Here is a 22,745-nt window from a genome sequence, read left to right on the forward strand (position 1 = left end):
GACACCTGAGCAATACGAGCAAAACTCCAGGTCACGCCGGGGCCCGGGATCGCCGGGCGGAGGGGCCCGTGGGCGGCCCGGTCAGTCCAGGGTGCGGGCGAGGTAGGCGTGCAGGAGCTGGCGGGTTTCGGCGACGATGGCCGGGTCGCCCTGCGGATCCGTGCGGAAGGCCAGGCGCAGGGTGGCGTCGGCCGCCTCCACCGCGACCAGGATCGTGCGGCGCAGTTCCGCGTCCAGGGTGCGGCCGAACTGCGCGGGCAGGAGTTCGGCCAGGCGCGCGGCCAGGAGGTGGTTGGCGTCGGCGTCCGGGTCGGGCACCGGCTGGGGGCCGCCGAAGTCGACCAGGTTGAACCCGGGCACCGTCTGTTTCAGGACGAGGTATTCGTCCAGGACCGCGTCCACCGCGCCCCGCCAGTCGGCCGCCTCGATCGTCGCGAGGCGCGCGTTGATCATGCCGGCGTACCGGTCGAGATTGCGGGCGGCCAACGCCTCGGCCATGGCGCGCTTGTTGGGGAAGAAGCGGTAGACCGAGCCGATGGGCACGCCCGCGCGCTGGGCCACGGCCCGCGTGGAGAGGTCTTCGTAGCCGGTTTCGTCCAGGAGTTCGGCGCAGGCGTCGAGTATCCGGGACAGCCGCTCGGCGCTGCGCTGCTGCACGGGCGCCCGGCGGAGATTCGCGTGGAGATCATGAGCAGGAGACACCCGCCCATCATCCCCCGGGCGGCCGGTTTTGCCGTTGACGCGACCGCATCGTAATCCTACGGTTGAGCATAGGATTCCGGCACGGGAGCAGGAGAGCGCACGATGACGACACCTACCGGCGGACAGGCGCGGAAGATCGCGGAAGGCCTCGGCCACTCCCGCGGCTTCGGCAATGAGCACAGCTCGGAGGCGGTCCCCGGCGCCCTCCCGCACGGCCGCAACGCACCCCAGCGCGCCCCGCTCGGCCTGTACGCGGAGCAGTTGAGCGGGTCCGCCTTCACCGAGCCCCGCGCGCACAACCACCGCTCCTGGCTGTACCGGATCCGGCCATCGGCCGCGCACCCGCCCTTCACCCGTGCCGACAACGGCCATCTGCGCACGGCGCCCTTCACCGAGACCGCGCCCGACCCCAACCGGCTGCGCTGGAACCCGCTTCCCGAGCCCCCGGCGGGCACCGACTGGCTGGCCGGCCTGTGGACGCTCGGCGGCAACGGCGACGCGACACAGCGCACGGGCATGGCGGTGCACCTCTACCACGCCAACGCCTCGATGGAATCACGGGTGTTCAGCAATGCGGACGGTGAGCTTTTGATCGTCCCCGAGCGCGGCGGCCTGCTCCTGCGCACCGAGCTCGGCCTGCTCGCCGCCGACCCCGGCGAGGTCGCCCTGATCCCGCGCGGCGTGCGCTTTCGGGTCGAGCTCCTGGACGAGAGCGCCCGCGGCTACGTCTGCGAGAACTACGGGCGGCCCTTCGAACTGCCCGAGCTCGGCCCGATCGGCGCCAACGGCCTGGCCAACGCGCGGGACTTCCGGGCCCCGCTCGCCGCGTACGAGGACCACGAGGGGCCCGTCGAGGTGGTCAACAAGTTCTGCGGCAACCTCTGGAGCGCCACCTACGACCACTCCCCGCTCGACGTCGTGGCCTGGCACGGCAGTCACACGCCGTACGTCTACGACCTGCACACCTTCAATGTCATCGGCAGCATCAGCTACGACCACCCCGACCCCTCGATCTTCACCGTGCTCACCTCGCCGTCCGACACCCCGGGCCTTGCCGGCGTCGATTTCGTGGTGTTCGCGCCGCGCTGGCTGGTGGGCGAGGACACGTTCCGCCCGCCGTACTTCCACCGCAATGTGATGAGCGAGTACATGGGCCTCATCGAGGGCGCGTACGACGCGAAAGCGGAGGGCTTCGTGCCGGGCGGCGGCTCGCTGCACAACATGATGTCCGCGCACGGCCCCGACCGGGAGACCTTCGACCGCGCGAGCGCCGCCGAGCTGAAGCCGCAGAAGATCGACGACGGCCTTGCCTTCATGTTCGAGACGCGCTGGCCGGTCACCGCCACCGGCCAGGCGGCGACGGCGGAACACCTCCAGCGGGGCTACGACGACGTATGGCAGGGTCTTCAGCGCCACTTCCGCTCCTGAGCACCGCCTGATACGGAATCCCTGTGACCTCCTCCTTCGCACCCGACTCACTGGTCCTGAACCGGAAACTCCCGCTCTGGTACCAGGTGTCCCAGTCACTGCGCGCCTCGATACTGGGGCGCACCCCCGACGCCTCGCTGCGCCTGCCCACCGAGGAGCAGCTGGCGACGCACTACGGGGTGAGCGTTCTGACGATGCGTCAGGCGCTCAAGGAGCTGGAGGAGGAGGGCCTGATCAGCAGGCACCGGCGGCGCGGCACGTTCATCGAGCCCTCGGCCAGGCGGGCCTCCCCGGTGCGGCTTCTCGGTTCGATCGACGCGATCGTGGCCCAGCAGTCGGGCGAGCGCACCACGATCCTCGGCCACGGCCCCGAGGCGGTGCCCGGCGATCTGGCCGAGCACTTCCCGGACTGCGCCGAGGTCGTGGCCTACAGGCGGCTGCGCTGCGACGAGAGCGGCGAGCCGACCAACTGGGCGTACAACGCGGTGCGTCCGAAGATCGCCGCCGCGATCGAGCTGGCCGATCTGGAGCGCTGGCCGATGACCAAGGTGCTGCGGGACGCGGTCGGGGTGGATATCGCGCGCATCACGGACACGGTGGAGGCCCGCCTCGCCGACCCCGTCACCGCCGGCCTGCTCAAGGTGCCGCTGCTCTCGCCGATCCTGCACTACACGGGGGTCACCTACGACGGGCGCGGCCGGGTCGTGGACGTGGCCCGGATCCACTACCGCGGCGACCGGTTCTCGTTCTCGATGACGGTCGAGGCCCGCTGATACGGGCGCGTCATCGTCACTAGCATGCTGGGCGTGAGCGATGACGTGCCTCTCCTCGACGACCTGATGCCCTGGTCGGTGGCTCCGCTGCGGCTCGGACGCGACTGGGTGGTGGCGCCGGACGAGCAGACCCTGCGCGCCCGCTGGGACCTGCTCGTACGCTCCGAAGGGGCCGAGCGGGAGCGGCTGTTCGCGCCGACCCGCTCCCGTACGCTCTCCTCCCCCGCCGCCGCCCTGCCCGGCCGGACCGGCGGCACCGGGCCGCTCGCCCGTGAGCGCGGCGCCTGCCCCCGGCCGGTCCGCCTGCGGTACGGGCCCTTCGACGAGCAGTGGCTGCTTGCGGACCAGCGCCTGATCGACGCGGCCCGCCCGGAGCTGTGGCGGGTGGCGGACGAGCGCCAGCTCTTCGCGGTGGAGCAGGCGTACGCCCCGAAGACCCCGGGGCCGGCCCTGACCGTCTCGGCCGCGCTGCCCGACGGCCGCTCCCCCACCGGGCGCCCGGGCCGCGTCCGCCCCCTGTACCGCCGCCCCGGCGGCCTCGAACCGAACCTCGCGCCGGGCCTGCTCGCCCTCCTGTCCACGACGTACGCCGTCGAGGTCACCGCGCCCGATGTGCTGGCCTGGGCGGTGGCGGCGGGGCGGGCGGGCCCGGCGGGGTGCGCGGTGGCGCTGCCGCGCGATCCCCACCTGTGGTGCGCGGGCGTGGCGCTGGGCCACCGGATGACCGCCGTGATGACGCGCGGGGCACGCGGGGGCGACAAGCCCCGGCTGCCCGGCGGGCGCCGTCCCTATGTGCGGGCCGCGCTGCCGGCCCGGCCGGAACAGCTGCGCTACGACGCCGCCGAGGACACCCTGCGCGTGGGCGATGAGGGACGGATCGCGCCGGTGCCGGCCTCGGCCTGGGAGTTCGAGGCGGGCGGGGTGCGGCTGCTGCCGTGGTGGTTCCAGCGGCGCACGGAGCCCGCCGAGCCGGGCACGCTCGCCGCCGTCGGGCCCTCTGCCTGGCCCCAGGAGTGGACCTCGGACCTGCTCGAACTGATCACGGTACTCGCGCTGCTGGCCGAACTCGCCCCGCAGCAGGCCGAGTTGGCGGCGGGGTCGCACCTGACACGCATGGACCTGCGGGCGGCCGGGGTGCTGCCGGTGGCGGACGCCGCACGGCGTCCGGCCTCCGTGTTCGACCACCACGAGGAGGGGCCGGGCGGGCAGTTCGCCCTCGTCTGACGCCCCGGCCGCTCGGCGGGACGCGGGGCGCGGCCGCCCGGATCAGGCCTCGTACTCGGTCAGGTCGATGGAGTGGATGTTCAGGGCGTGCCCGAACTGCGGGTGGACCGTCTCGCGCTCCAGCTTCATCCCCAGCTTGCGCATCACGTTCTCCGAGGCGTCGTTGCCCATCCGGGAGATGCTGATGACGCGGCCGAGCCCGCGGTCCTGGAGGGCGAACTCCAAGGCGGCGTGCGCGGCCTCCGAGGCATAGCCCTGGCCCCAGAAGGGCCGGCCGAGCCGCCAGCCGATCTCCACCTCGTGGGAGACCTCGGGCAGGAAGTGGGGCACGGAAAGACCCGTGAAGCCGATCATCTCGCCGGAGCCCAGGAGCTCGACGGCGAAGAGCCCGAAGCCCTCGTCGTCCCACTCCTCCTCCCAGCGCTCGATGTCGGCGGCGGTGCGGTCCAGATCGCGCACCGAGCCGTCGCCGATGTAGCGCATGACCTCGGGGTCGGCGTTGATCTCCGCCATGGGGACGAGGTCGTCGTCGGTCCAGCGGCGCAGCAGGAGGCGGGGGGTGCGGATCTCGGTCATGGGGCCATCCTCCCCCGACCGGGGCCGCGCCGGAAATCCGCCCCCGCGGCCCCTCATTTGCCGAAGGCGCCGATGGTCCTGGCCAGGGCCCGCTCGAAGACCGCGTCCAGGTCGATGGGGCCCGAGTCCTCGGTGAAGGCGGCGGCCAGGCGCGGATAGCGGCCGGTGGCGACCTGGCTGAAGAGGTAGGCGATCCGCACGCCCTGCTCCTGCTCCGGGGACCAGGGCAGTGAGCGGGTCCGTTCGGCGGTGGCGATCTCGTTGGCGACGTAGGTGGTCACGACGCCGTTGACGGAGGCGACCAGCTCCATCTTGGTGCCGTACGTCGCCTCCAGCGGGTCCAGGACCGTCATGCAGTGCTCCAGGTACCGCAGGGCGTTCGGGCTGAAGCCGTAGACCGGGGACATCAGGCGGGGCACCCAGGGGTGGCGGTGCATCAGCGCCCGGGTCTGATGAGCGAGGGCCACCATGTCGGCCTTCCAGTCGCCCGTCGGGGCACTCAGGTCGTACTCGGCGCTGACCGCGTCCACCATCAGCTCGTACAGGTCCTCCTTGCGCGGCACGTAGTTGTACAGCGACATCGTTCCGCAGCCCAGTTCGGCCGCGACATGGCGCATGGAGACCCCGTCGATGCCCTCCGCGTCCGCGACGCGCACGGCGGCGGCCGCGATGTCGGCACGGCTGAATGCGGGCCTTGGGCCCCGCCCGGCGCGCTCGGGGCGCGCCCAGATCACTTCTGGTTCAGCAGGTCGCCCTGCCATGGATCATCACCTCGCTCACCATCGTAGTTACGTACGCCGTACGTAGTGCGCTATGGTGAGCCGCATGACAACTACGTACGCCGTACTTAGTGAAGGTCTGGAGAAGCGGTTCGCCGACGTCCACGCGCTGCGCGGGCTCGATCTCGCGGTGGCCGAGGGCACCGTCTGCGGGGTCCTCGGCCCCAACGGGGCGGGCAAGACGACGGCGGTGGGGCTGTTGACGACGCTGCTCGCGCCGGACGGCGGATCGGCCCGGGTGGCCGGGTACGACGTGGTGCGCGAGCAGGACGCGGTGCGCCGGCACATCGGCGTCACCGGCCAGTCCACCTCGGTCGACATCGAACTCACCGGGCGCCAGAACCTGCGCCTGTTCGCCAAGCTGCACGGCATGCGCGGCGCCACGGGGCGCGCCCGCGCCGACGAACTCCTGGCCGAGTTCGGTCTCGCGGACGCGGCGGACCGGGCCGCCGGCACCTACTCGGGCGGCATGCGCCGCCGCCTCGACCTCGCGGCGAGCCTGCTCACCCGCCCCCGGGTGCTGTTCCTCGACGAGCCCACCACCGGCCTCGACCCCCACAGCCGCAACCAGATCTGGGCCGCCGTACGCGCGCTCGCGGACCAGGGCGCCACGGTGCTGCTCACCACGCAGTACCTGGAGGAGGCCGACCAGCTCGCCGACGACATCGTCCTGATCGACCGGGGCCGGGCCGCCGCCACCGGCTCCCCGGCCGAACTCAAGGCCCGGATCGGCTCCTACGCAGAGGCGGTGGTGACCGGTGAGGCCGCGCTGGCCCAGGCAGCCGCCGCCCTGCACCGGTTGACGGGCGCCGAGCCCCGGCTCGACCCCGTCAGGCGCACCGTGGGCGCCGTCTGCCTCGACCCCACGCTCACCGTGGCGCGCATCGTGCGCGAACTGGACGCGGCCTCGGTGCCCCTGCTCGACGTGAGCCTGCGCCCGCCCACCCTCGACGAGGTGTTCCTGCGCCTCACCGACACCCCCAACTCCCGCGAGGAGACCGTGACATGACGTCGCTCACCCACGACAGCACCGCGCTGCTCGGCCGCCAGCTCCAGCGCCTCAAGCACGCGCCCGGCGTGCTGATCCTCACCCAGACGATGCCGATCACGATGCTCCTGTTCTTCGGCTACGTCTTCGGCAGCGCGCTCGCCACACCGGGCGAGCGGTACCGGGCCTTCCTGGTACCGGGCCTCCTGGTGGCGACCGCGGCCAACGGCCTGATGACCGGCATGTTCCAGGCCGCCCAGGACTCCCACCGAGGGGTGATGAACCGGCTGCGCACCCTGCCGATGAGCCGGGCCGCGGTGCCGCTCGGCCAGAGCGCGGCCGATCTGCTCACGCACGCGGCAGGCACGATCCCTTTGATGGCGGTCGGGTTCGCGGTCGGCTGGCGCGCCGAGCGCGGACTGCCGGGCCTGCTCGGCGCGTTCGGACTCCTGCTGCTGTTCCGCCTCGCGGCCACCTGGGCGGGGCTCTTCCTCGGCCTGCTCACCCGCAGCGAGGAGGCGGCGGGACAGCTGGGCTCGGCGACCTTCGTCCTGCCCCTGCTCTCCAACGCCTACATCCCGACGGACCACCTGCCGGGCTGGCTGCGCGCGATCGCCGAGTGGAACCCGATCAGCGCGCTCTCCTCGGCCGTCCGGGATCTGTGCGGCAACGCCTCGCCCACGCAGGGCGCCGCGTGGCCGGTCGCCCACCCGGTGGCGGGCTCGCTCTCCTGGTGCGCCTTGCTGCTGGCCGTCTTCGTGCCGCTCGCGATACGCCGCTACGCGCACTCGGGCCGCTAGTTACACCCGGGGCACCTTCCCCGAGCCCTGAACGAGCCCTGAATGGGCCTGAAGGACCAGAGGACAGAGGGAACCCCGCGCAGCCCCGCGGGCCCTGGGAATGACGGACGAGCGGGTGCCGGGCTGCGCCGGGACGGCGTGATCGCCGGAACGCGGTGCGCGTGATGTCGGGAGTGGATTCAGCCGCGGCTGCCGAAGAGCGAGCGGCGCAGCCGCCGCAGTGGCGCGAAGAGCGAGACCCGAGCGGTCCTGCTCCCGCGGGTGTGCGCGACGTCACGCGAGGTCAGCTCGCGCATCAGCAGCGTCGCCTCGGCCGCCTCGCGCTGCGGGACGGCGGGACCGCCGAGCACCGAGAGATGGCGGTCGAGCCGCGAGCTGGTCGCGGTGCTTCCGCAGGTGATCGCGGGCACTCGCGCCCTGCTGCGCACTGTTATCTGTTCCATGTCACTCCCCACCCGTACGAGGGCACCCGGCCCCGGGCAGGGTAACCCTATCGCCCCCGCGTCACACGCGTGTATCCCGGTGACGGGATTCACCTCACGCGGCGCCGTGTTGACGAGGATTCGCCGAATCCAGGTGATTCCAGGGCGAGTTGGACAGGTTGCCGCGTGGTCGTCACGCAGTGTCGCGCCCCTGTTCGCACGAGCGACGCGATGCCGTTCAAGGAGGCGGCGGCCGCGCCTCTTTGGTGACGTGCGACGAGGAGAGCCCGACGAGCGGGCCCTCCTCGTCGCCGAAGCCGGCCGGCCCGCCGCCCCGCCCGCCGCACGGGCGCGCCGGACCGGCGGACCTGGACGCGTGGTTCCGGGCGGCGCGGAACCCGGCGTCGGATCAGGCGGCGCGGGTGAAGGCGGGCAGGTAGGCGCCGGACTGGCCGGCGGCGGTCGGGTGGTAGGACTCGCCGATGTTGGTCCATACGACGCTGTTGAGCCACGGGCTGCTGGAGCAGATCTCGTGGTTGGTGAAGCCCGCAACGACGTCGGCGAAGGTGAAGCCGTGGTCGGCGGCGCGCTTGGCGGTCACCGTGTTGAGCTCGTCGGCGGCGCCGTTGATGGCCGAGCGGGAGTTCTCGCTGAGACCGGCGACGCAGCTGCCGCCGATCTTGTAGAAGTGCGGGTAGCCGATGACGACGACGTCGGCGTTGGGGGCCTTGGATCTGATCGCCGAGTACACCGAGTCGAGCAGGCCGGGCAGCGTCGAGTCGACGTAGGCGCGGGCCGCCGCCACCTTGCTGAGGCAGGTGGACTCCGAGTACAGGACGCAGTTGGTCATGACGTCCGAGAAGCCGGCGTCGTTGCCTCCGATGGTGATCGAGACGAGGTCGGTGGTGGAGCTCAGGGGGCCGAGCTGGCTTGCCGTCACATCACCCGTACGAGCGCCGGAACAAGCGGTGAAGTCGAACGAGGCGGGTGAATGCGCCGCCGCCCACAGGGCCGGATAGGCCCTGGTGGAGCGCTTGCAGCTGCCGCTCGAACTGTCGTAACTCCCGGAGCCGACGCCGGAGGAGTACGAGTCGCCGAGGGCCACGTAGTGGGATCCGGCCGCCTGGGTTGCCGCCGCTGCCACGCCGGCCCCGGTGAGGGAAAGCGCGACAGCCAGCACGAGCGCCCATGCATAAGCCGCGATTCGGGACAGTTTCATGGAACCTCCTTGTAGCGGGTTTTCCGCCACGGCAGTGGTACCAGCCGGTACGAGTCGCGGGAAGTGTCCATGCCAAGAACGTCGGACGGACATCTGTGCTTATCCGGTGATCCGTCAGCAACTCGCGGGTAATCCTTCACCGGAGGACCACACTCCGCTGACGCTCCGTCAAACTCCTTGCGCCCGTGGTGATGTGCCGTCTTGACGCGACTGTCCGGACTGCGCCACATTGAAGCCTCGCATCCGGCGCATCGGGGGGAACCGTCGCCAATGCAGACCATCAGTGACAGACCGGCGGAGAGCGCGGCGCGCGGCGCCCACCCCCGTCCGTCCTCGCGGGAGCGACGCCGGCCATCTCGGCCACCGGCGCGGCCTCGGCGCTCTTCGTTCCGGACGCCGCCTCGCGCGCCCCGCTCGCGCTCTGCCCGCCGGGCGCGCGGCATTCTCCATTTCGTGGGGGGAACGGGGGTGAACCGATCCGGGCACGGCCGGGAAAGCCCGGCGTAAATCCCAGAAAGTAAGGCCTTACTCAGGCCTTGCCCTACGGTCCCGGACATCAATACCGTCTACATCCACTCGCATCGGTCCATCACGCACGGCGGCGCTGGGGGAGGGTCCGAGCGCCGCGATGGTTTCCGGCGCGGGGCGCGTGGGGGGGTGCCGTAACCGGTCTCGCCTGGTCGAAGCCGGGAGACGGGTGCGCGCCGCCGGCGAAAGCCGGCTCACCCGAAGAGTGCGGTGTGCCATGCCGTCATGACCGGCGTGAGAACCCCCCTTTCGTCACCGGAAAACCATCCGGACCGCCCGGAGGCGGACGGTCCACCGGACGAGAGGGACAGAGAATCATCGTGACTCCTTCCGTGCACCCGGCCACAACGGGCCAAGATCAGTTAATGGCGAATTCACCGGTTCACGCGCCGTCCGCCCCGGCTGGCAGCCGAATACCCGCCGCTTATCGTCCGGTTTCCGCGAATCTCGCGATCGCGCCGCCGGTGAGCGTCGTGATCCCGGCCATGAATGAGGCCGAAAACCTTCCGCATGTGTTCGGGTCCCTCCCGGACTGGATCCATGAAGTCGTCCTGGTCGACGGGAATTCCACCGACGACACGGTGCGGGTCGCGCGCGAACTGTGGCCCGGCGTCAAGGTCGTCAGGCAGGTCGGCAAGGGCAAGGGTGACGCCTTGATCAGCGGCTTCGCCGCCTGCACCGGCGACATCATCGTGATGGTCGACGCGGACGGCTCGGCCGACGGCGACGAGATCGTCAGCTACGTCTCGGCGCTGGCCGGCGGCGCCGACTTCGCCAAGGGGTCCCGCTTCGCCAACGGCGGCGGCACCGACGACATGACCCCGATCCGCAGACTGGGCAACGCCGTGCTGTGCGGCATCGTCAACCGCAAGTTCGGCGCCCGCTACACAGACCTCTGCTACGGCTACAACGCCTTCTGGAAGCACTGCCTGGACAAGATCGTGCTGGACTGCACCGGGTTCGAGATAGAGACCCTGATCAACATCCGGATCGTCAAGGCGGGACTGCGCGTCCAGGAGGTCCCGAGCTACGAGTACAACCGCATCCACGGCGTCTCCCACCTCAGCGCGGTGCGCGACGGCATCCGGGTGCTCAAGGTGATCCTCAAGGAGAAGGCGGTGCCCAGGGCGCTACGGCGCACCCAGGCGGTCTTCCTCAACGCCCGGCGGGGAGCATCGTCTTGACGGTGCGTCAATTCTCGGTGGTGATCTGCGCGTACACCGAGGACCGCTGGACGGACATCCTGGCGGCGGTCTCCTCGGTGCGCGCCCAGTCGCTGCCGCCCCTGGAGACACTGGTCGTGGTGGACCACAACGAACGGCTGCTGGCCCGGCTCGGCGAGGAGTACGCCGACCACGCGCTGTCCGGGGAGGTGCGGGTGCTCGCCAACGCGGGCCCCCGGGGCCTCTCGGCCGGACGCAACACCGCGATCGCCGCCGCCCGGGGCGCGTTCGTGGCCTTCCTCGACGACGACGCGGTGGCCGAGCGCGACTGGCTGCGCCACTTCGCCGAGGGATACGCGGACCCCCGGGTGATGGCGGTCGGCGGCCGCACCCTGCCCTCCTGGGCCTCGGGGCGCAGACCCGCCTGGTTTCCCGAGGAGTTCGACTGGATCGTCGGCTGCACCTACCGGGGACTGCCGGGGGGCCGGGTCGCGGTGCGCAACGTCCTCGGCGGCAACGCCTCCTTCCGCGCGTGCGCCTTCGACGCCGCGGGCGGCTTCGCCACGGGCATCGGCCGCGACGGGGACCGGCGCCCGCTCGGCTGCGAGGAGACGGAGCTGTGCATCCGGCTGAGCGGCGCGCTGCCCGGCGCGGTGCTGCTCATCGACGACCGCGCGGTCATCCACCACCGGGTGCCCGCGGTCCGCGAGCGCTTCGGCTACTTCCGCGCGCGGGCGTACGCGGAAGGGCTCTCCAAGGCGCTGGTGGCCCGAAGCGTGGGGCGCGCCAAGGGACTTGAGGCCGAGCGCCGCTACACGAGCCGGGTGCTTCCGGCCGCGGTCGCCCGAGGAGCGCGCGACGCGGTGCTCGGCCGGGCCGGGGGCGCGGGGCGCGCGGGCGCGATCGTGGCCGGCGTCGCGGCGGCGGCCTGCGGCTATCTGGTCGGCACCGTGCGGGCCCGCAGGGGCACCATGGTCTTCACCGTCGCTCCCGTCGTGCGCGCGGGACGGGCCGGGCCCCCCGAAGAGGGTGAGGCGGCATGACGGCCACGCCGAGCGGGCCCGTCCCCGTCCTCATGTACCACGCGGTGTCCCACTCCCCCGCCGAGGCCGCCCACGGGCTGTCGGTCACGCCGGACGCCTTCGCGGCCCAGATGGACCTGCTGGCCCGCCTCGGCCGCACACCGCTCACCACCGCCCAGCTCGCGCACGCCTGGCGTTCGGGCCGGCCGCTGCCGCGCCACCCCGTCCTGATCACCTTCGACGACGGTTACGAAGGGGTGCACCGCCACGCCCTGCCGGTCCTGGCCCGGCACGGCTTCGCCTCCACGCTCTTCGTCTCCACCGGCTGGCTGCGTGGCGCCCACGAGGTGGGCGGCGCCCCGGACACCATGCTCGACTGGGACCAGGTACGCGCCCTCGCGGCTGCCGGGACCGAGATCGGCGGGCACAGCCACAGCCATCCCCAGCTGGACCAGCTCGACGACGCGCGGCTGTGGTCCGAGACATCGCGCTGCCGGGAGATCCTGGCCGGGGAACTGGGCCGGGCACCCGTGTCGTTCGCCTACCCCTACGGCTACTCCACGCGCCGGGTACGGCGCACGGTGCGCTCGGCGGGGTTCGCCCAGGCGCTCGCCGTGGGCAACGCGCTCGCCGAGCGGAGCCAGGGTCCGTACGCCATCGAGCGGGTGACGATCCGGCGCACCACCGGCATCGAGACGTTCGAACGGCTCCTGTGCGGGAGAGGACGCGACATCGCGCGCGTCTTCGCCAAGGACCGCGCCCTGACCAAGGGGTACGCCGTGATGCGCGGCGCCCGCCGGTCCTGGCGCGCGCTCGGCGGCCCCTGACGATGGACCCGGACCGCGGCGCGCCCCTCTTTCGCAACGCCTACGCGCTGATGCTGAACACGGGCATCAGCGCGGTGCTCGGGCTCGGTTTCTGGCTGATCGCCGCCCGCTACTACAGCGACGACGCGGTCGGCCAGGGCTCGGCGGCGATCGCCGCGATGAAGTTCCTCGCCGGGATCAGCGCCCTCACCCTGACCGGGGCGATGGCGCGCTTCATCCCGGTGTCGGGCGCGGCCACCGGCCGTCTCGTCCTGCGCGCCTACGGGCTCAGCGCGGGGGTGGTCGGCGCGGCGGCACTGGTCTTCCTGGAGACGCTGGACTTCTGGGGGCCCTCGTACCGTTTTCTGCACGGCCCGTTCAAAGGACTCGGTTTCATCGCGGCGGTGATCGCCTGGTCGGTCCTCACCCTCCAGGACGGGGTGCTCACCGGGCTGCGCAGCGCGGTGTGGGTGCCGGTGGGCAACACCGCGTTCTCCGCCGTCAAACTGCTCCTGCTGGTGGCTATCGCGGCCGCGCTGCCGACGAGCGGCGTCTTCGTGTCCTGGGTGGCGGCGATCGCGGTCTCCGTCCTGCCGCTGGGCCGGCTGGTCTTCTGCCGCCTCATCCCCCGCCACGCCGCGCTCACCGCGCACCGCGCCCGGCCGCCCGGCCCCCGCGAGCTGGGCCGCTTCCTGGCCGGGGACTGCACGGGCTCGCTGTTCGCGCTGGCCGTGGTCTATCTGGTGCCGGTCGTCGTCGCCTCGCGGATCAGCCCGGCCGAGAACGCGTACTTCTACATCACGGCGACCATCGGCGGAACGGTGGAACTCCTCGCCGTCAACATGGGCGCGTCGCTGACCGTGGAGGGCGCGCACGATCCCGCTCGGCTCTCGGGCGCCGCGCGGGCGGCGCTTGCGCGCATGGCCAGGATCGTGCTGCCGGTCTGCGTCTTCCTGTTCGTGCTCGCGCCGCGCGTCCTCGGGGTGTTCGGCGCGGGATACGCCCGTCATGCCACGCCGTTGCTGCGCTGGCTGGTGGTGGGCGCGCTGCTGCGGGTGGTGATCGAGCTGTACTTCGCGGTACTGCGGGCGCGCAGCCGCACCGCCCAACTCGCCCTGTTCCAGGGAGTGTTGTGTGTTCTGGTGGTCGGCCTGACGCCGGTACTGCTCGGTCTCTTCGGCCTGACCGGGGTGGGCGTCGCCGAGGTCGCCGGGCTCTCGGTGATCGCGGCGGTCGCGGCGGTGAAGCTGTCCAAGGTGCTGCGTCGCGCCGAGCCTCAGCGCCGTAGCCAGCGCACCTCGTAGGCGGCCAGCGGGAACGAGGCTCCGTCGGCCTTCGCCTCCACCGCGTGATCGAGGGTGTTGACGACGAGGACGTCCGTGGCGCTCGCGAGCGTCCGGAGCCCGGCGGTGTCGGCGCCCGCGGTCACCTCGACGCTCGTGAAGCGGATGCCCGGCGGAAAGGCCTCGGCGAACTTGGCGATGAGCGCGTACATCGCCAACGGGGCGCCGCCGTCTCCCCGTTGGGTCGGACGCCACAGACAGCCCGGGCAGGGCCCGCCGCGCTGTTCGGGGTTCCAGTAGAACGCGGTGCTCGTGCCGCCGCGCGCCAGGGCGGCCATGGCGACGGCCTGCGTGGCCACGCGCCGCTGTTCGCTCCACCCCGACGCCTCGGGCTCGATGTAGTACTCCGCCCACCACAGCGGCAGCCCGCTCACGCCGCGCACCCACTCGCTGACGGCCGTGAGCTTGTCGGCGGCGGCGAAGGCGTCGGGCAGCAGCCGGCCCGCGCGGGTGAAGCCGGCGCCGTCGACGACCACGAAGTCGGCGCCCGCCTTGTGCTTGTTCCAGTATGTGAAGGCGTCGAGCACCCGCTGGTCGACCGAGCCCCAGGGGCCTTTGAGGCCGGACGCGTACGACTGGTCCCCCGGTCCGTAGCTGTCCATGGCCAGATAGGGGCCGCCGACCAGATTGGTTTTGTCGACCTTCTTCAGCGCGTCGTAGACCTGGTTGTAGAGCCGGGTGTAGCCCTCGTAGTCCCAGCGGTGGCGGGTGTCGTCGTAGAAGCCCTTGAACTCGTTCCACACGATGAAGTGCCGCACGTCCGGATAGCGCTCGGCGATGCGGGCGGCAAGCGCCGCGAAGTCCGCGTAGTGGGCGGGCAGCGGAGCCGTCTCAAGGGAGCGCGTGCTCCAGTTGGTCCCCGCCGCTCCCGGGCGGCCGCCCTTCATCCAGTCGGGCGCGCAGCACAGGGTGATGACGGGGGTGGCACCGGTGGAGCGGATGTAGGCGACACGGCGGTCGAGGTCGGTGAAGTCGTAGGCGCCGGGCGCCGGTTCGGGGTTGCCCACGCCCCAGCCCATGATCGCCTGGTTCTGCGGCAGGGCCCGCGCCGCGAGCAGCCGGCGGGCGCGCGCCACGGCGTCGTCGGCGCCACTGTCGGCGCTGTACTGGGTGTGGGTGAAGCCCCAGCCGAGCGCGAGGCCGGTGTTGCTCGGCCCGGTCCGCCCGGGGCCGGGCTCGCCCAGGTCATGGTCTGAACCGTCGCACCCGGCCAGGGCGAGCAGGACGGCGACCACCATCGCCGGGATCCGGCGCCTGTACCGGCCGCCGGGTCCGCCGCCCCGGATGGCGCTCGCGCGGTGACGTTCCATCATGGGCCAGCGTACGGGCGGCAGTTGATGTATGGCGCTCTTTGTCGGAACGCGCGGCGTGGGGTCCTGAGGCCGACGGTCGGGCCGCACCCGGGCAAAGCACATGCGCGGGCGGCCCCGTTGCCGGATCATGGGCGCCATGTCCGCGAACCCAGAAGCCGCCCTGCCGATCCGGCTGACCATGGACGACGGCGATTCGCCGGCCGACGTGGTCGACGCGCTCTTCCTCGGCCGCTTCGCCACGGGCGAGCAGCCGTTCTCGCACAGCTCCTCCATCGACCCGGTCAAGAAGGGCGTCAGCCTGCTGCCGCCCGCCGCCAAGGTGCTGCGGACCGCCCGCGACGACGACCGCAGCACGACGCTCGCCGAGGGCGCGGGCTGGACGCTGCTGGTCTCGCGCTGGAGCCGGGGCGCGGACGTGACGGTGACCGCGACCAGCGCGGAACTGGCGGAACAGGTGCTGAAACAGGCCACCGAGGGCGCCGAGGACGAGCCGGAGCCGCGGCCGGAGAACGTCACGATGGGCTTCTGGTACGTCTCGCCGCGCCGTGGCCCGCACCGCACGACCCGGCAGATCGCGGCCGGCACCTGGGAGGAGGTGCGGCCCAACTACACCGCGCCGGTGGCCGACGCGCTCGACCGCCTGATGAAGGTGACGCCGGACGACATCGCGGGCCGCCTGCTCCTGCTGCACGGCCCGCCGGGGACGGGCAAGACCTCCGCGCTGCGCACCCTGGCCAGGTCCTGGCGCGACTGGTGCCAGGTGGACTGCGTGCTCGACCCGGAACGCCTCTTCAACGACATCGGCTATCTGATGGACATCGCGATCGGTGAGGACGAGGGCAGCGCGAAGGGCCGCTGGCGGCTGCTGCTCCTCGAGGACTGCGACGAGCTGATCCGTGGCGAGGCCAAGCACACGGCGGGCCAGGCTCTTTCACGGCTGCTCAATCTGACCGACGGCCTGCTGGGCCAGGGCCGCAACGTCCTGGTGGGGGTCACGACCAACGAGGACCTTGAGCGCCTGCACCCGGCGGTGGTACGCCCGGGCCGCTGCCTCGCCCGCATCGAGGTGGGCCCGCTGACCCGGACGGAGGCGGTCGGCTGGCTGGGCACGGAGGAGGGCGTGGCCCGCGACGGCGCGACCCTGGCCGAGCTGTACGGTCTGCGCCGCGGCACGTCGCCCGCGTCCGTGCCCAGCCCTCGGGCCGGCGCGGACGCGGGGCTCTATCTGTGAGCGGGCCGTCCGCGCGGCCGGGCGGTCGGGGCCTACGGCCCGCTCACGCGCCGTAGGCCGCCCGCAGCGCGTCCTCGACAGCGGCGCGGGCGGCGTCCCGCCCCAGTCCCAGCCTGCGGGCCTCCCCCGCGTACGCTGCCGCCGCGGCCGCCGCGAGGCGCTGTGACGCGTCCCCCGCCGCCGCGACGAACGTGCCGTTGCGGCCCCGGGTCTCCACGACCCCGTCCGCCTCAAGGGCCCGGTAGGCCTTGGCCACCGTGTTCGCGGCGAGCCCCAGCTCCTCGGCCAGGCCGCGGACCGTGGGCAGTTTGTAGCCGACCGGCAGTTTCCCCGACCGGGCCCGGTCGGCGATCTGGGCGCGCAGTTGCTCGTACGGCGCGGTGGCCGCGCCCTGGTCAATCACGATCTTGAGGGTCACGATCCGATTCTGCCCCGCCCCGTCGCCCGGCGAAAACGGGAGGCGCGGGCGGCGGGGCCCGGCATACCGTGCGCACCCCAGTCCTCGATGTGTGCCACGGAGGTACGCCATGACCACGAACCCCGCCGAGACGGCCGGCGCCCCCATCCATGTCGTCCTGGTCAAGGCCGGGCGCACCAAGCTGCGTTACCCGGCGTCGGTGGTGTCCGACGACGGGACCCGGCTGACCGCGCGGGCCCCCTGGGCCACGGAGAGCACCCGGGACTTCGGCTTCGTACGGTTCGAGCCGGGCGATGTGTTCACCGAGCACTACTGGCGCGATCGCTGGTACGCCGTGAAGGAGGTGCGCGCGGGCGACGCCTCGCTCAAGGGCTGGTACTGCGACATCACCCGGCCCGCCGTGGTGCGGGACGGCGAGGTCATCGCCGAAGACCTCGATCTCGACCTATGGGTCTCGGCGGACGGCTCCGCCGTACTGCGCCTGGACGAGGACGAGTTCGCCGCCGGCGGTCTGGCCGAGCGCGACCCCGAGGCGGCGGCCCGCGCGGTGGCAGCACTCGACGAGCTCGAACTCCTGGCGAAGCTCGGCCGGTTCACGGCGCTCATCGACTGACGCGGGGGCGGGGGCGGCGCGGGCGGCGCAGGGGTACGGGGGCGGCGCGGGGGGCGCGGTGGCGCGGGGCATGCGGTCGGCGGCTCCCGCGCTGTTCGGGAGGCTCTCCGGACGGCGCGTGGGCCTGGGGGCCCGGGGTGCCGGGGCCGGCGTCAGGCTCCGGACGCCGTGGCGATCACCGCGTACCGTTCGTCGTCGACCTCGCGCCCCCACAACTGGGCGTCCCCGGTGAGCCGTTCGCAGCGCGTCACGGCGTTCAGCCGAGCCAGCGCTCCGGTCAGGCACTCGGCGGGTATGCCGGTGGCGCCCCACACCCCCTCGACCAGGACGAGCCGGCCGCCCGGCCTCAGCAGGGACCACCAGTGGCGCAGCGCCGCCTCGTGATCGGGCAGGGCCCACACCACGTGGCGGGCCAGCACCACGTCGAAGGCGCCCCCTTCGACGGGTGGCCGCGACGCGTCGCCGGTCAGCACCCGCGCGCCGGTGCCGGCGAGCTTTGCCCGGGCCCGCTCGACCATGCGGGGCGACAGATCGACGGCCGTCACCCGGTGGCCCCGCGCGGCGGCCAGCAGCGACAGGCTCCCGGTGCCGCACCCGAGGTCGAGCAACTGCCCCGGGCGCTCGGGCAACCAGCTTCCCAGGCGCTCGTCCCAGGCGGCGCGCACGGCGGGGTCGAGCAGCCCGTGGTCGGGCTCCTCGTCGAAAGTGGCGGCCGCTTCGTCCCAGTCGGTGTCCATGCACCGATGCTGCCACCAGCCACTGACAATCGGCCCCGGCCCGCCTCCGCGCCGGATCACGGGGTGAGCGTCCTGCGATAGTGCAGGCGGTCGTACGCCCCATCCACGCGCCGCTCGACCAGCTCGTACCCGTACCGGGGATAGATCCGCTGGTTCTCCCACATCATCGCGTTGGTGTAGAGCCGGATTTCCAGGAGGCCCAGCTCTCGCGCGTGGTCTTCCACGAAGCGCAGCAGCCGCCGTCCGAGGCCCGTGCCCCTGACGTCCGGGTGGACGGACACCGATTCGAGGAAGAGATGGTCCGGTTCGGGGACGAGGACCAGGACCCCGACCACCGGGTCGCCGGTGACGAAGACCCGTCCCGCCGCGACGTCGGCCGCGTGGTCGGCCTCCATGGGTGCGGGGGCCACGCCGATGCGTTCGATGTAGGGGCGGTAGGCGGCGTCGGTGACCTCCTTCACGCGGGGTACGTCGTCGGCGTTCGCGAGGCGGATCTCATGGTTCATCGCGCCACGGTACGCCGGGGGCCGCCCCGTTCTTAATCGCCGCTGAGTGGTTCCTTAACGCGGCCATAAGGATCGCCATCACCCGCTCCCAGCAGGGGATTTCACGCCATCGCGAGGCTAGCGTGCTAAGCGCGGGACGGGACGCCGGACGGTGCGGGCGGTCCGGACGGCGCGGACGGCGCGGACGGTCCGGGCGGTCCGGACGGTGCGGGCGTCCGAAATCCCCATCGCCGCACGACCATTGCCCCCATCGCCGCATGCCCATTGAAGGAGTACGCCGTGACGACCTCCCCCCAGCTCTCCACCGCGTTCGGGCAGCGGGGACCGCGCCGGGCCGCCGTCGTCGTCGTCTTCGCGGCCGGCGTCGCGCCCCTCGCTCTGACGGTGCTCGCCGCCGGACCGGCCGCCGCCCACGGTTCCATGACGGATCCGGTCAGCCGGGTAGCGGCCTGTTACGCGGAAGGTCCGGAGCACCCCGGGTCGGCGGCGTGCAAGGCCGCCGTCGCGGCCGGTGGCGCGCAGGCCCTGTACGACTGGAACGCGGTGAACATGGCGAACGCCGCCGGCCGGTCCAGGCAGATCATCCCGGACGGCAAGCTGTGCGGCGCGGGCAACGACAAGTACAAGGGTCTCGACCTGCCGCGCGCCGACTGGCCGGCCACCCAGCTGTCGGCCGGCAGCCACACCTTCCACTACAAGGGAACGGCGCCGCACAAGGGCTCGTTCGCGCTCTACATCACCAAGGACGGCTACGACCCGTCGAAGCCGCTGACGTGGTCGGACCTGGAACCGACGCCGTTCCTCAAGGTCACCGATCCGCCGATGCGCGGCGGCGACTATGTCTTCACCGGGAAGATCCCAGCCCGTTCGGGGCGCCACCTGATCTACTCGATCTGGCAGCGTTCGGACAGCCCCGAGGCCTTCTACACCTGCTCCGACGTCGTGTTCGGCAAGGACAGCGGCACGACGGGCGCCCCGGCTCCCGCGGCCTCGGCGCCCACCGATCGGGAGATCGCGGCCGGCGCGGCGAAGTCGAAGGTCCAGCACCACCACGCCTCCGCCGCGCCCGGGGCGCCCTCGAACGCCGCCACTCCGCAGGCCCCCGCGAACACCGCCGCCCCGGACGCCGTCGCGCCGGACGGGGCCGGGACGCCCGCCCCGCGCAAGCTCGCCGAGACCGGGGGCGACGGCAGCGCCTCGTATCTGGCCATCGGGGGCGCCGGCGCGATCACGCTCGGCGCGGTGACCCTCTTCGCGGCGCTGCGCCGCAGGGCGGCGGCCGGCCGCCCGGGCCGTTGAGTCGCCGAGTCACTGAGTCGCTGAATCGCCGAGTCGCCGAGTCGCCGAGTCGCCGAGTCGGCCCGCGTCTCCCGGGAGTTGGGGGGCGCGGGCCCGCGTGGTCACGTGGTGCGCGTCAGCCGACGACGGATGCGCAGGTGGTGGGGGTGGCGTGCGCCGGGTCCAGGGCGTTGGTCACCTCGTGATAGGTGACGCGGTCGGTGAGGCCCATCGCCACGTGTTCGGAGAGGTCGAGCGCGCACTTGTCCTGGATGAGGACGTTGCGCACGTCGGTGCCGGTCAGGAACTGGGTGCGGTAGGGGGTGACCACCTCGTCGTACTTGCTCGCGATGACCGTGTAGTGGACGCCAGGGACGGTGTCGCCGCCCTGGTTCAGGCGGGTGATGAAGGGGGAGCCGGCGATCTGGTCCGCGAGGCCGGGCGTGGCGAGGGTCAGCAGGTTCTCGGCGCCGGGGAAGTACGGCAGGAGCTGGGTCAGGCCGTCGAGGGTGGTGCCGTGGTTGTCGGGCGCGATGCCGACGAGGGCGTTGACCTTGGCGGCGCCGCCGAGGAACCTCAGGTACCAGCGCGGCATCATGCCGCCCTGGGAGTGCCCGACGAGGTCGGCCTTGGGCGTGCCGGTGGCGGCGAGCACCTTGTCGACGAAGGTGGCGAGCTGGGCGGCGGACTGATCAATGGGGCCGAGGCCGTCGAACAGGGGGACGCCGGGCAGCTGGCCGTAGTCGAGGGAGAAGACACAGTACCCGCGGTCGACCAGGTACGGGGCGAGCGCCGGCCAGTTGTCGGTGCCGTTGCCGAAGGTTCCGTGCACGAGGACGACGGGCCGGGGGTGGGCGGCGGAGGGCTTGCAGGAGTAGTTGTTCCAGCCGCTGCTCGGCGCGGGCTGGGCGTGCGCGGAGGCGGCGGGGGCGAGCGCGGCCGCGGCGGCGAGCAGGAGCGCGGACAGCGGTCTGAGCACACGTTTCCAGGGCAGCATCGGGGGATCTCCTTGCGGCTCAAGGGAGTTGCGATGGGGGATTCGCCCTGCGGCCCGGACCACAAGTGAGTGCCGTACTGGGTGCGTACGGGGCGTGCTCATGCCAAATTACGCATCGGTAGCGTGGGAGTGAAGTTACGCGTCAGTAAAAAACTGGTGGACCGGGGCGGACGCGGGGGGCCGCCGGCGAGTGGGGCGCTGAGCCCGGACCGGGGCGCGCGGTGCTTGGCCGCCGGGCGGGGCCGCTGAGCCCGGGCCGGGGCGGGCGATGCTTGGCTGCCGGGCGGGGCCGCCGAGCCCGGGCCGGGGCGTGGCGCTTCGCCGCCCAAGCGGGGGCGGGACGCGCGGTGCCTCACCGCCGAGCGGGGCCGCTGAGCCCGGGCCGGGGCGGGCGATGCTTGGCCGCCGCACGGGGCCGCCGAGCCGGAGGCCGGGGCGCGCGGTGCTTGGCCGCCGGGCGGGGCCGCTGAGCCCGGGCCGGGGCGTGGCGCTTCACCGCTGGACGGGGCCGCCGAGCCCGGGCCAGGGCGCGGTACTTCACCGCTGGACGGGGCCGCCGAGCCCGGACCAGGGAGGGCGGCGCTTCATCGCTGGACGGGGCCGCCGAGCCCGGGCCAGGGCGCGGTACTTCACCGCTGGACGGGGCCGCCGAGCCCGGACCAGGGAGGGCGGCGCTTCATCGCTGGGCGGGGGGGCTGAGCCCGGGCCGGGGCGCGGGGCTTGGCCGCCAAGCGGCACTGGAAGCGCGCGCCATTTGCGGCGCAGACCCCGGTAAGACGGACCCCGCGCGGCCGGGGTCCCGGTGGAGCGGCCCCCGGCCGGGCGGTCCCGTCGGGGGCGGTCCCGCCGGCCGGGACCGCCGGGGATAGTCCCGTCGAGGCAGCAGCCCCGTTAGGGCGATCCCGGCTGGCCGGGGCCGCCGGGATGGTCCCGCCGGGGTGGCCCCGCGGGATGGTCCCGCGGGATGGCCACGTCGGACCACCCCGCCGGGGTAGTCCCGCCGAGCGATCGTGCCGGCATGGTCGCGTCGGGGCGGTCACGCGAGGCGATCACGTCGGGGCGCCCCGCCGGGTGGTCCCGCCGGGGTAGTCCCGCCGAGCGATCGTGCCGGCATGGTCGCGTCGGGGCGGTCACGCGAGGCGATCCCGTCGGGGCGCCCCGCCGGGTGGTCCCGCCGGGGTGGTCCCGCCGGGGTGGGACGGGGCCACCTTCGGCGCCGGGGCGTCAGCCCCGGTCCACGGCTCCGCTCCCGAGCAGCGGCGCCAGCGCGTCGGCGATCTCCGAGGCCAGTGCCCCGTCGACCGGGGCGTGCCCGCTGAGCAGGCGGTACCACATCACGCCGAACGCGATGTCGACGGCGAGGTCGAGGGAGACGGCGCCGTCCCCGCGCAACTGGCCGCGCGCCACGCCCCGTTGAAGGATCTCGCGCAGCGCGGACCGGCGCGGAGTGATCACCTCGTCCTGCAATCTGCGCGCGAGCGAGGCGTCCGCCTGCGCGTCGGCCATCAGCCCGACCACAGCCCGGCCCGTCGGCCCGCGGGTCAGCCGGAAGGTGTGGCCGAGCAGTTCCTCGACGTCCCGGTACACGTCGCCGGTGTCGGGGAACAGCTCGGCTCTGCTGCGGTGCGGGAGCTCGGTCAGGACTTCGAGCAGGACGTCCTGCTTGGTGGGCCACCAGCGGTAGATGGTCTGCCTGCCGACGTGGGCCTCATCCGCGAGGCCCTTCATCGTCAGCTCCTGGTAGCCGTCGCGCCGGCACAGCTCCAGTGCCGCGTCGAGCACGGACCGCCGGGCCGCCTCGCTGCGGGGCCGCCCGCGCGGCGGGGAGCCGTCCGTGGACCCGTCCTCTGCCGCGTTCTCGGTTTTTTTCATGGGGACA

At 72.9% G+C, this 22,745-nt stretch carries 22 protein-coding genes and 1 pseudogene; 12 read left to right on the forward strand and 11 right to left on the reverse strand.

Translation table 11 applies throughout. The features are described from left to right. Nucleotides 1-81 precede the first annotated feature (81 nt). Nucleotides 82-657 (reverse strand): TetR/AcrR family transcriptional regulator, encoded by a 576-nt coding sequence (locus ABR738_RS09405; RefSeq protein WP_502964056.1) that lies wholly within the window; start codon nucleotides 655-657, stop codon nucleotides 82-84. A gap of 147 nt (nucleotides 658-804) precedes the next feature. Between ABR738_RS09405 and hmgA the strand changes: the two genes are divergently transcribed. From hmgA to ABR738_RS09420, 3 genes are read left to right on the forward strand one after another with little or no spacing between them, the layout of a single operon-like run. After that, the gene (gene hmgA / locus ABR738_RS09410; protein WP_350229513.1) at nucleotides 805-2,130 is read left to right on the forward strand and encodes a homogentisate 1,2-dioxygenase; all 1,326 of its coding nucleotides are present in this window, start codon (nucleotides 805-807) and stop codon (nucleotides 2,128-2,130) included. A 17-nt stretch (nucleotides 2,131-2,147) separates the two neighbouring features. Further along, entirely contained in the window at nucleotides 2,148-2,903 is a 756-nt protein-coding gene (locus ABR738_RS09415) for a GntR family transcriptional regulator (RefSeq protein WP_502964214.1), read from the forward strand. A 24-nt stretch (nucleotides 2,904-2,927) separates the two neighbouring features. Continuing rightward, entirely contained in the window at nucleotides 2,928-4,127 is a 1,200-nt protein-coding gene (locus ABR738_RS09420; protein WP_350229515.1) for a type ISP restriction/modification enzyme, read from the forward strand. 42 nt (nucleotides 4,128-4,169) lie between these two features. On the opposite strand, the gene ABR738_RS09425 is transcribed toward ABR738_RS09420, so the two are convergent. Further along, entirely contained in the window at nucleotides 4,170-4,703 is a 534-nt protein-coding gene (locus ABR738_RS09425) for a GNAT family N-acetyltransferase (RefSeq protein ID WP_350229516.1), read from the reverse strand. A 53-nt stretch (nucleotides 4,704-4,756) separates the two neighbouring features. Continuing rightward, the gene (locus ABR738_RS09430) at nucleotides 4,757-5,464 is read right to left on the reverse strand and encodes a TetR/AcrR family transcriptional regulator C-terminal domain-containing protein (protein ID WP_350229517.1); all 708 of its coding nucleotides are present in this window, start codon (nucleotides 5,462-5,464) and stop codon (nucleotides 4,757-4,759) included. A gap of 64 nt (nucleotides 5,465-5,528) precedes the next feature. Between ABR738_RS09430 and ABR738_RS09435 the strand changes: the two genes are divergently transcribed. Both ABR738_RS09435 and ABR738_RS09440 read left to right on the forward strand, forming a co-directional pair. Then, the gene (locus ABR738_RS09435) at nucleotides 5,529-6,491 is read left to right on the forward strand and encodes an ATP-binding cassette domain-containing protein (protein WP_350229518.1); all 963 of its coding nucleotides are present in this window, start codon (nucleotides 5,529-5,531) and stop codon (nucleotides 6,489-6,491) included. Next, nucleotides 6,488-7,270, forward strand: a complete 783-nt coding sequence (locus tag ABR738_RS09440) for an ABC transporter permease (RefSeq protein ID WP_350229519.1) — start codon at nucleotides 6,488-6,490, stop codon at nucleotides 7,268-7,270. Before ABR738_RS09435 ends, ABR738_RS09440 begins: the two co-directional genes overlap by 4 nt. 179 nt (nucleotides 7,271-7,449) lie before the next feature. Here ABR738_RS09440 and ABR738_RS09445 read toward each other — a convergent pair whose 3' ends face one another. Both ABR738_RS09445 and ABR738_RS09450 read right to left on the reverse strand, forming a co-directional pair. Next, complete coding sequence (locus ABR738_RS09445) at nucleotides 7,450-7,713, reverse strand: hypothetical protein (RefSeq protein WP_350229520.1); 264 nt, start codon at nucleotides 7,711-7,713, stop codon at nucleotides 7,450-7,452. Between the two features lie 388 nt (nucleotides 7,714-8,101). After that, nucleotides 8,102-8,911: an SGNH/GDSL hydrolase family protein gene (locus ABR738_RS09450; RefSeq protein ID WP_350229521.1), complete on the reverse strand. Its 810-nt coding sequence runs from the start codon at nucleotides 8,909-8,911 to the stop codon at nucleotides 8,102-8,104. 893 nt (nucleotides 8,912-9,804) lie between these two features. On the opposite strand from ABR738_RS09450, the gene ABR738_RS09455 reads away from it, so the two are divergent. From ABR738_RS09455 to ABR738_RS09470, 4 genes are read left to right on the forward strand one after another with little or no spacing between them, the layout of a single operon-like run. After that, complete coding sequence (locus ABR738_RS09455; protein WP_350229522.1) at nucleotides 9,805-10,623, forward strand: glycosyltransferase family 2 protein; 819 nt, start codon at nucleotides 9,805-9,807, stop codon at nucleotides 10,621-10,623. Then, a complete protein-coding gene (locus tag ABR738_RS09460) occupies nucleotides 10,620-11,645 on the forward strand; it encodes a glycosyltransferase family 2 protein (protein WP_350229523.1) in 1,026 nt (341 codons plus the stop codon). The genes ABR738_RS09455 and ABR738_RS09460 overlap by 4 nt, the downstream gene beginning before the upstream one ends. Further along, complete coding sequence (locus ABR738_RS09465) at nucleotides 11,642-12,451, forward strand: polysaccharide deacetylase family protein (RefSeq protein WP_350229524.1); 810 nt, start codon at nucleotides 11,642-11,644, stop codon at nucleotides 12,449-12,451. Before ABR738_RS09460 ends, ABR738_RS09465 begins: the two co-directional genes overlap by 4 nt. Before the next feature lie 2 nt (nucleotides 12,452-12,453). Next, nucleotides 12,454-13,734 carry a lipopolysaccharide biosynthesis protein gene (locus ABR738_RS09470; RefSeq protein WP_502964057.1) on the forward strand — a complete coding sequence of 427 codons (1,281 nt, stop codon included), beginning with the start codon at nucleotides 12,454-12,456 and terminating at the stop codon, nucleotides 13,732-13,734. On the opposite strand, the gene ABR738_RS09475 is transcribed toward ABR738_RS09470, so the two are convergent. Beyond that, nucleotides 13,707-15,086 (reverse strand): xylan 1,4-beta-xylosidase, encoded by a 1,380-nt coding sequence (locus tag ABR738_RS09475; protein ID WP_350229525.1) that lies wholly within the window; start codon nucleotides 15,084-15,086, stop codon nucleotides 13,707-13,709. The two genes, ABR738_RS09470 and ABR738_RS09475, sit on opposite strands and share 28 nt — an antisense overlap. A gap of 100 nt (nucleotides 15,087-15,186) precedes the next feature. On the opposite strand from ABR738_RS09475, the gene ABR738_RS09480 reads away from it, so the two are divergent. Beyond that, entirely contained in the window at nucleotides 15,187-16,317 is a 1,131-nt protein-coding gene (locus ABR738_RS09480; protein WP_350229526.1) for a DUF5925 domain-containing protein, read from the forward strand. A gap of 43 nt (nucleotides 16,318-16,360) precedes the next feature. Here ABR738_RS09480 and ABR738_RS09485 read toward each other — a convergent pair whose 3' ends face one another. Beyond that, the gene (locus ABR738_RS09485; protein WP_350229527.1) at nucleotides 16,361-16,735 is read right to left on the reverse strand and encodes a GntR family transcriptional regulator; all 375 of its coding nucleotides are present in this window, start codon (nucleotides 16,733-16,735) and stop codon (nucleotides 16,361-16,363) included. Nucleotides 16,736-16,844: 109 nt separating this feature from the next. Here ABR738_RS09485 and ABR738_RS09490 point away from each other — a divergent pair, with 109 nt between their 5' ends. Beyond that, entirely contained in the window at nucleotides 16,845-17,348 is a 504-nt protein-coding gene (locus ABR738_RS09490; RefSeq protein WP_350229528.1) for a ribonuclease FAU-1 family protein, read from the forward strand. A gap of 164 nt (nucleotides 17,349-17,512) precedes the next feature. On the opposite strand, the pseudogene ABR738_RS09495 reads toward ABR738_RS09490, so the two are convergent. Further along, nucleotides 17,513-18,085: pseudogene (locus ABR738_RS09495) on the reverse strand (class I SAM-dependent methyltransferase); the annotation flags it as partial. A gap of 56 nt (nucleotides 18,086-18,141) precedes the next feature. Beyond that, the gene (locus tag ABR738_RS09500) at nucleotides 18,142-18,591 is read right to left on the reverse strand and encodes a GNAT family N-acetyltransferase (RefSeq protein WP_350229530.1); all 450 of its coding nucleotides are present in this window, start codon (nucleotides 18,589-18,591) and stop codon (nucleotides 18,142-18,144) included. A gap of 279 nt (nucleotides 18,592-18,870) precedes the next feature. Between ABR738_RS09500 and ABR738_RS09505 the strand changes: the two genes are divergently transcribed. Next, complete coding sequence (locus ABR738_RS09505) at nucleotides 18,871-19,890, forward strand: lytic polysaccharide monooxygenase auxiliary activity family 9 protein (protein ID WP_502964058.1); 1,020 nt, start codon at nucleotides 18,871-18,873, stop codon at nucleotides 19,888-19,890. A gap of 115 nt (nucleotides 19,891-20,005) precedes the next feature. Here the strand turns inward: ABR738_RS09505 and ABR738_RS09510 are convergent, their stop codons facing one another. Together ABR738_RS09510 and ABR738_RS09515 are read right to left on the reverse strand one after the other, a co-directional pair. Next, complete coding sequence (locus ABR738_RS09510) at nucleotides 20,006-20,866, reverse strand: esterase/lipase family protein (RefSeq protein ID WP_350229531.1); 861 nt, start codon at nucleotides 20,864-20,866, stop codon at nucleotides 20,006-20,008. Between the two features lie 1,224 nt (nucleotides 20,867-22,090). After that, nucleotides 22,091-22,738 (reverse strand): TetR/AcrR family transcriptional regulator, encoded by a 648-nt coding sequence (locus tag ABR738_RS09515; RefSeq protein ID WP_350229532.1) that lies wholly within the window; start codon nucleotides 22,736-22,738, stop codon nucleotides 22,091-22,093. Nucleotides 22,739-22,745: the final 7 nt, after the last annotated feature.

It is taken from the genome of Streptomyces sp. Edi4 (assembly GCF_040253615.1).
GTDB lineage: Bacteria > Actinomycetota > Actinomycetes > Streptomycetales > Streptomycetaceae > Streptomyces.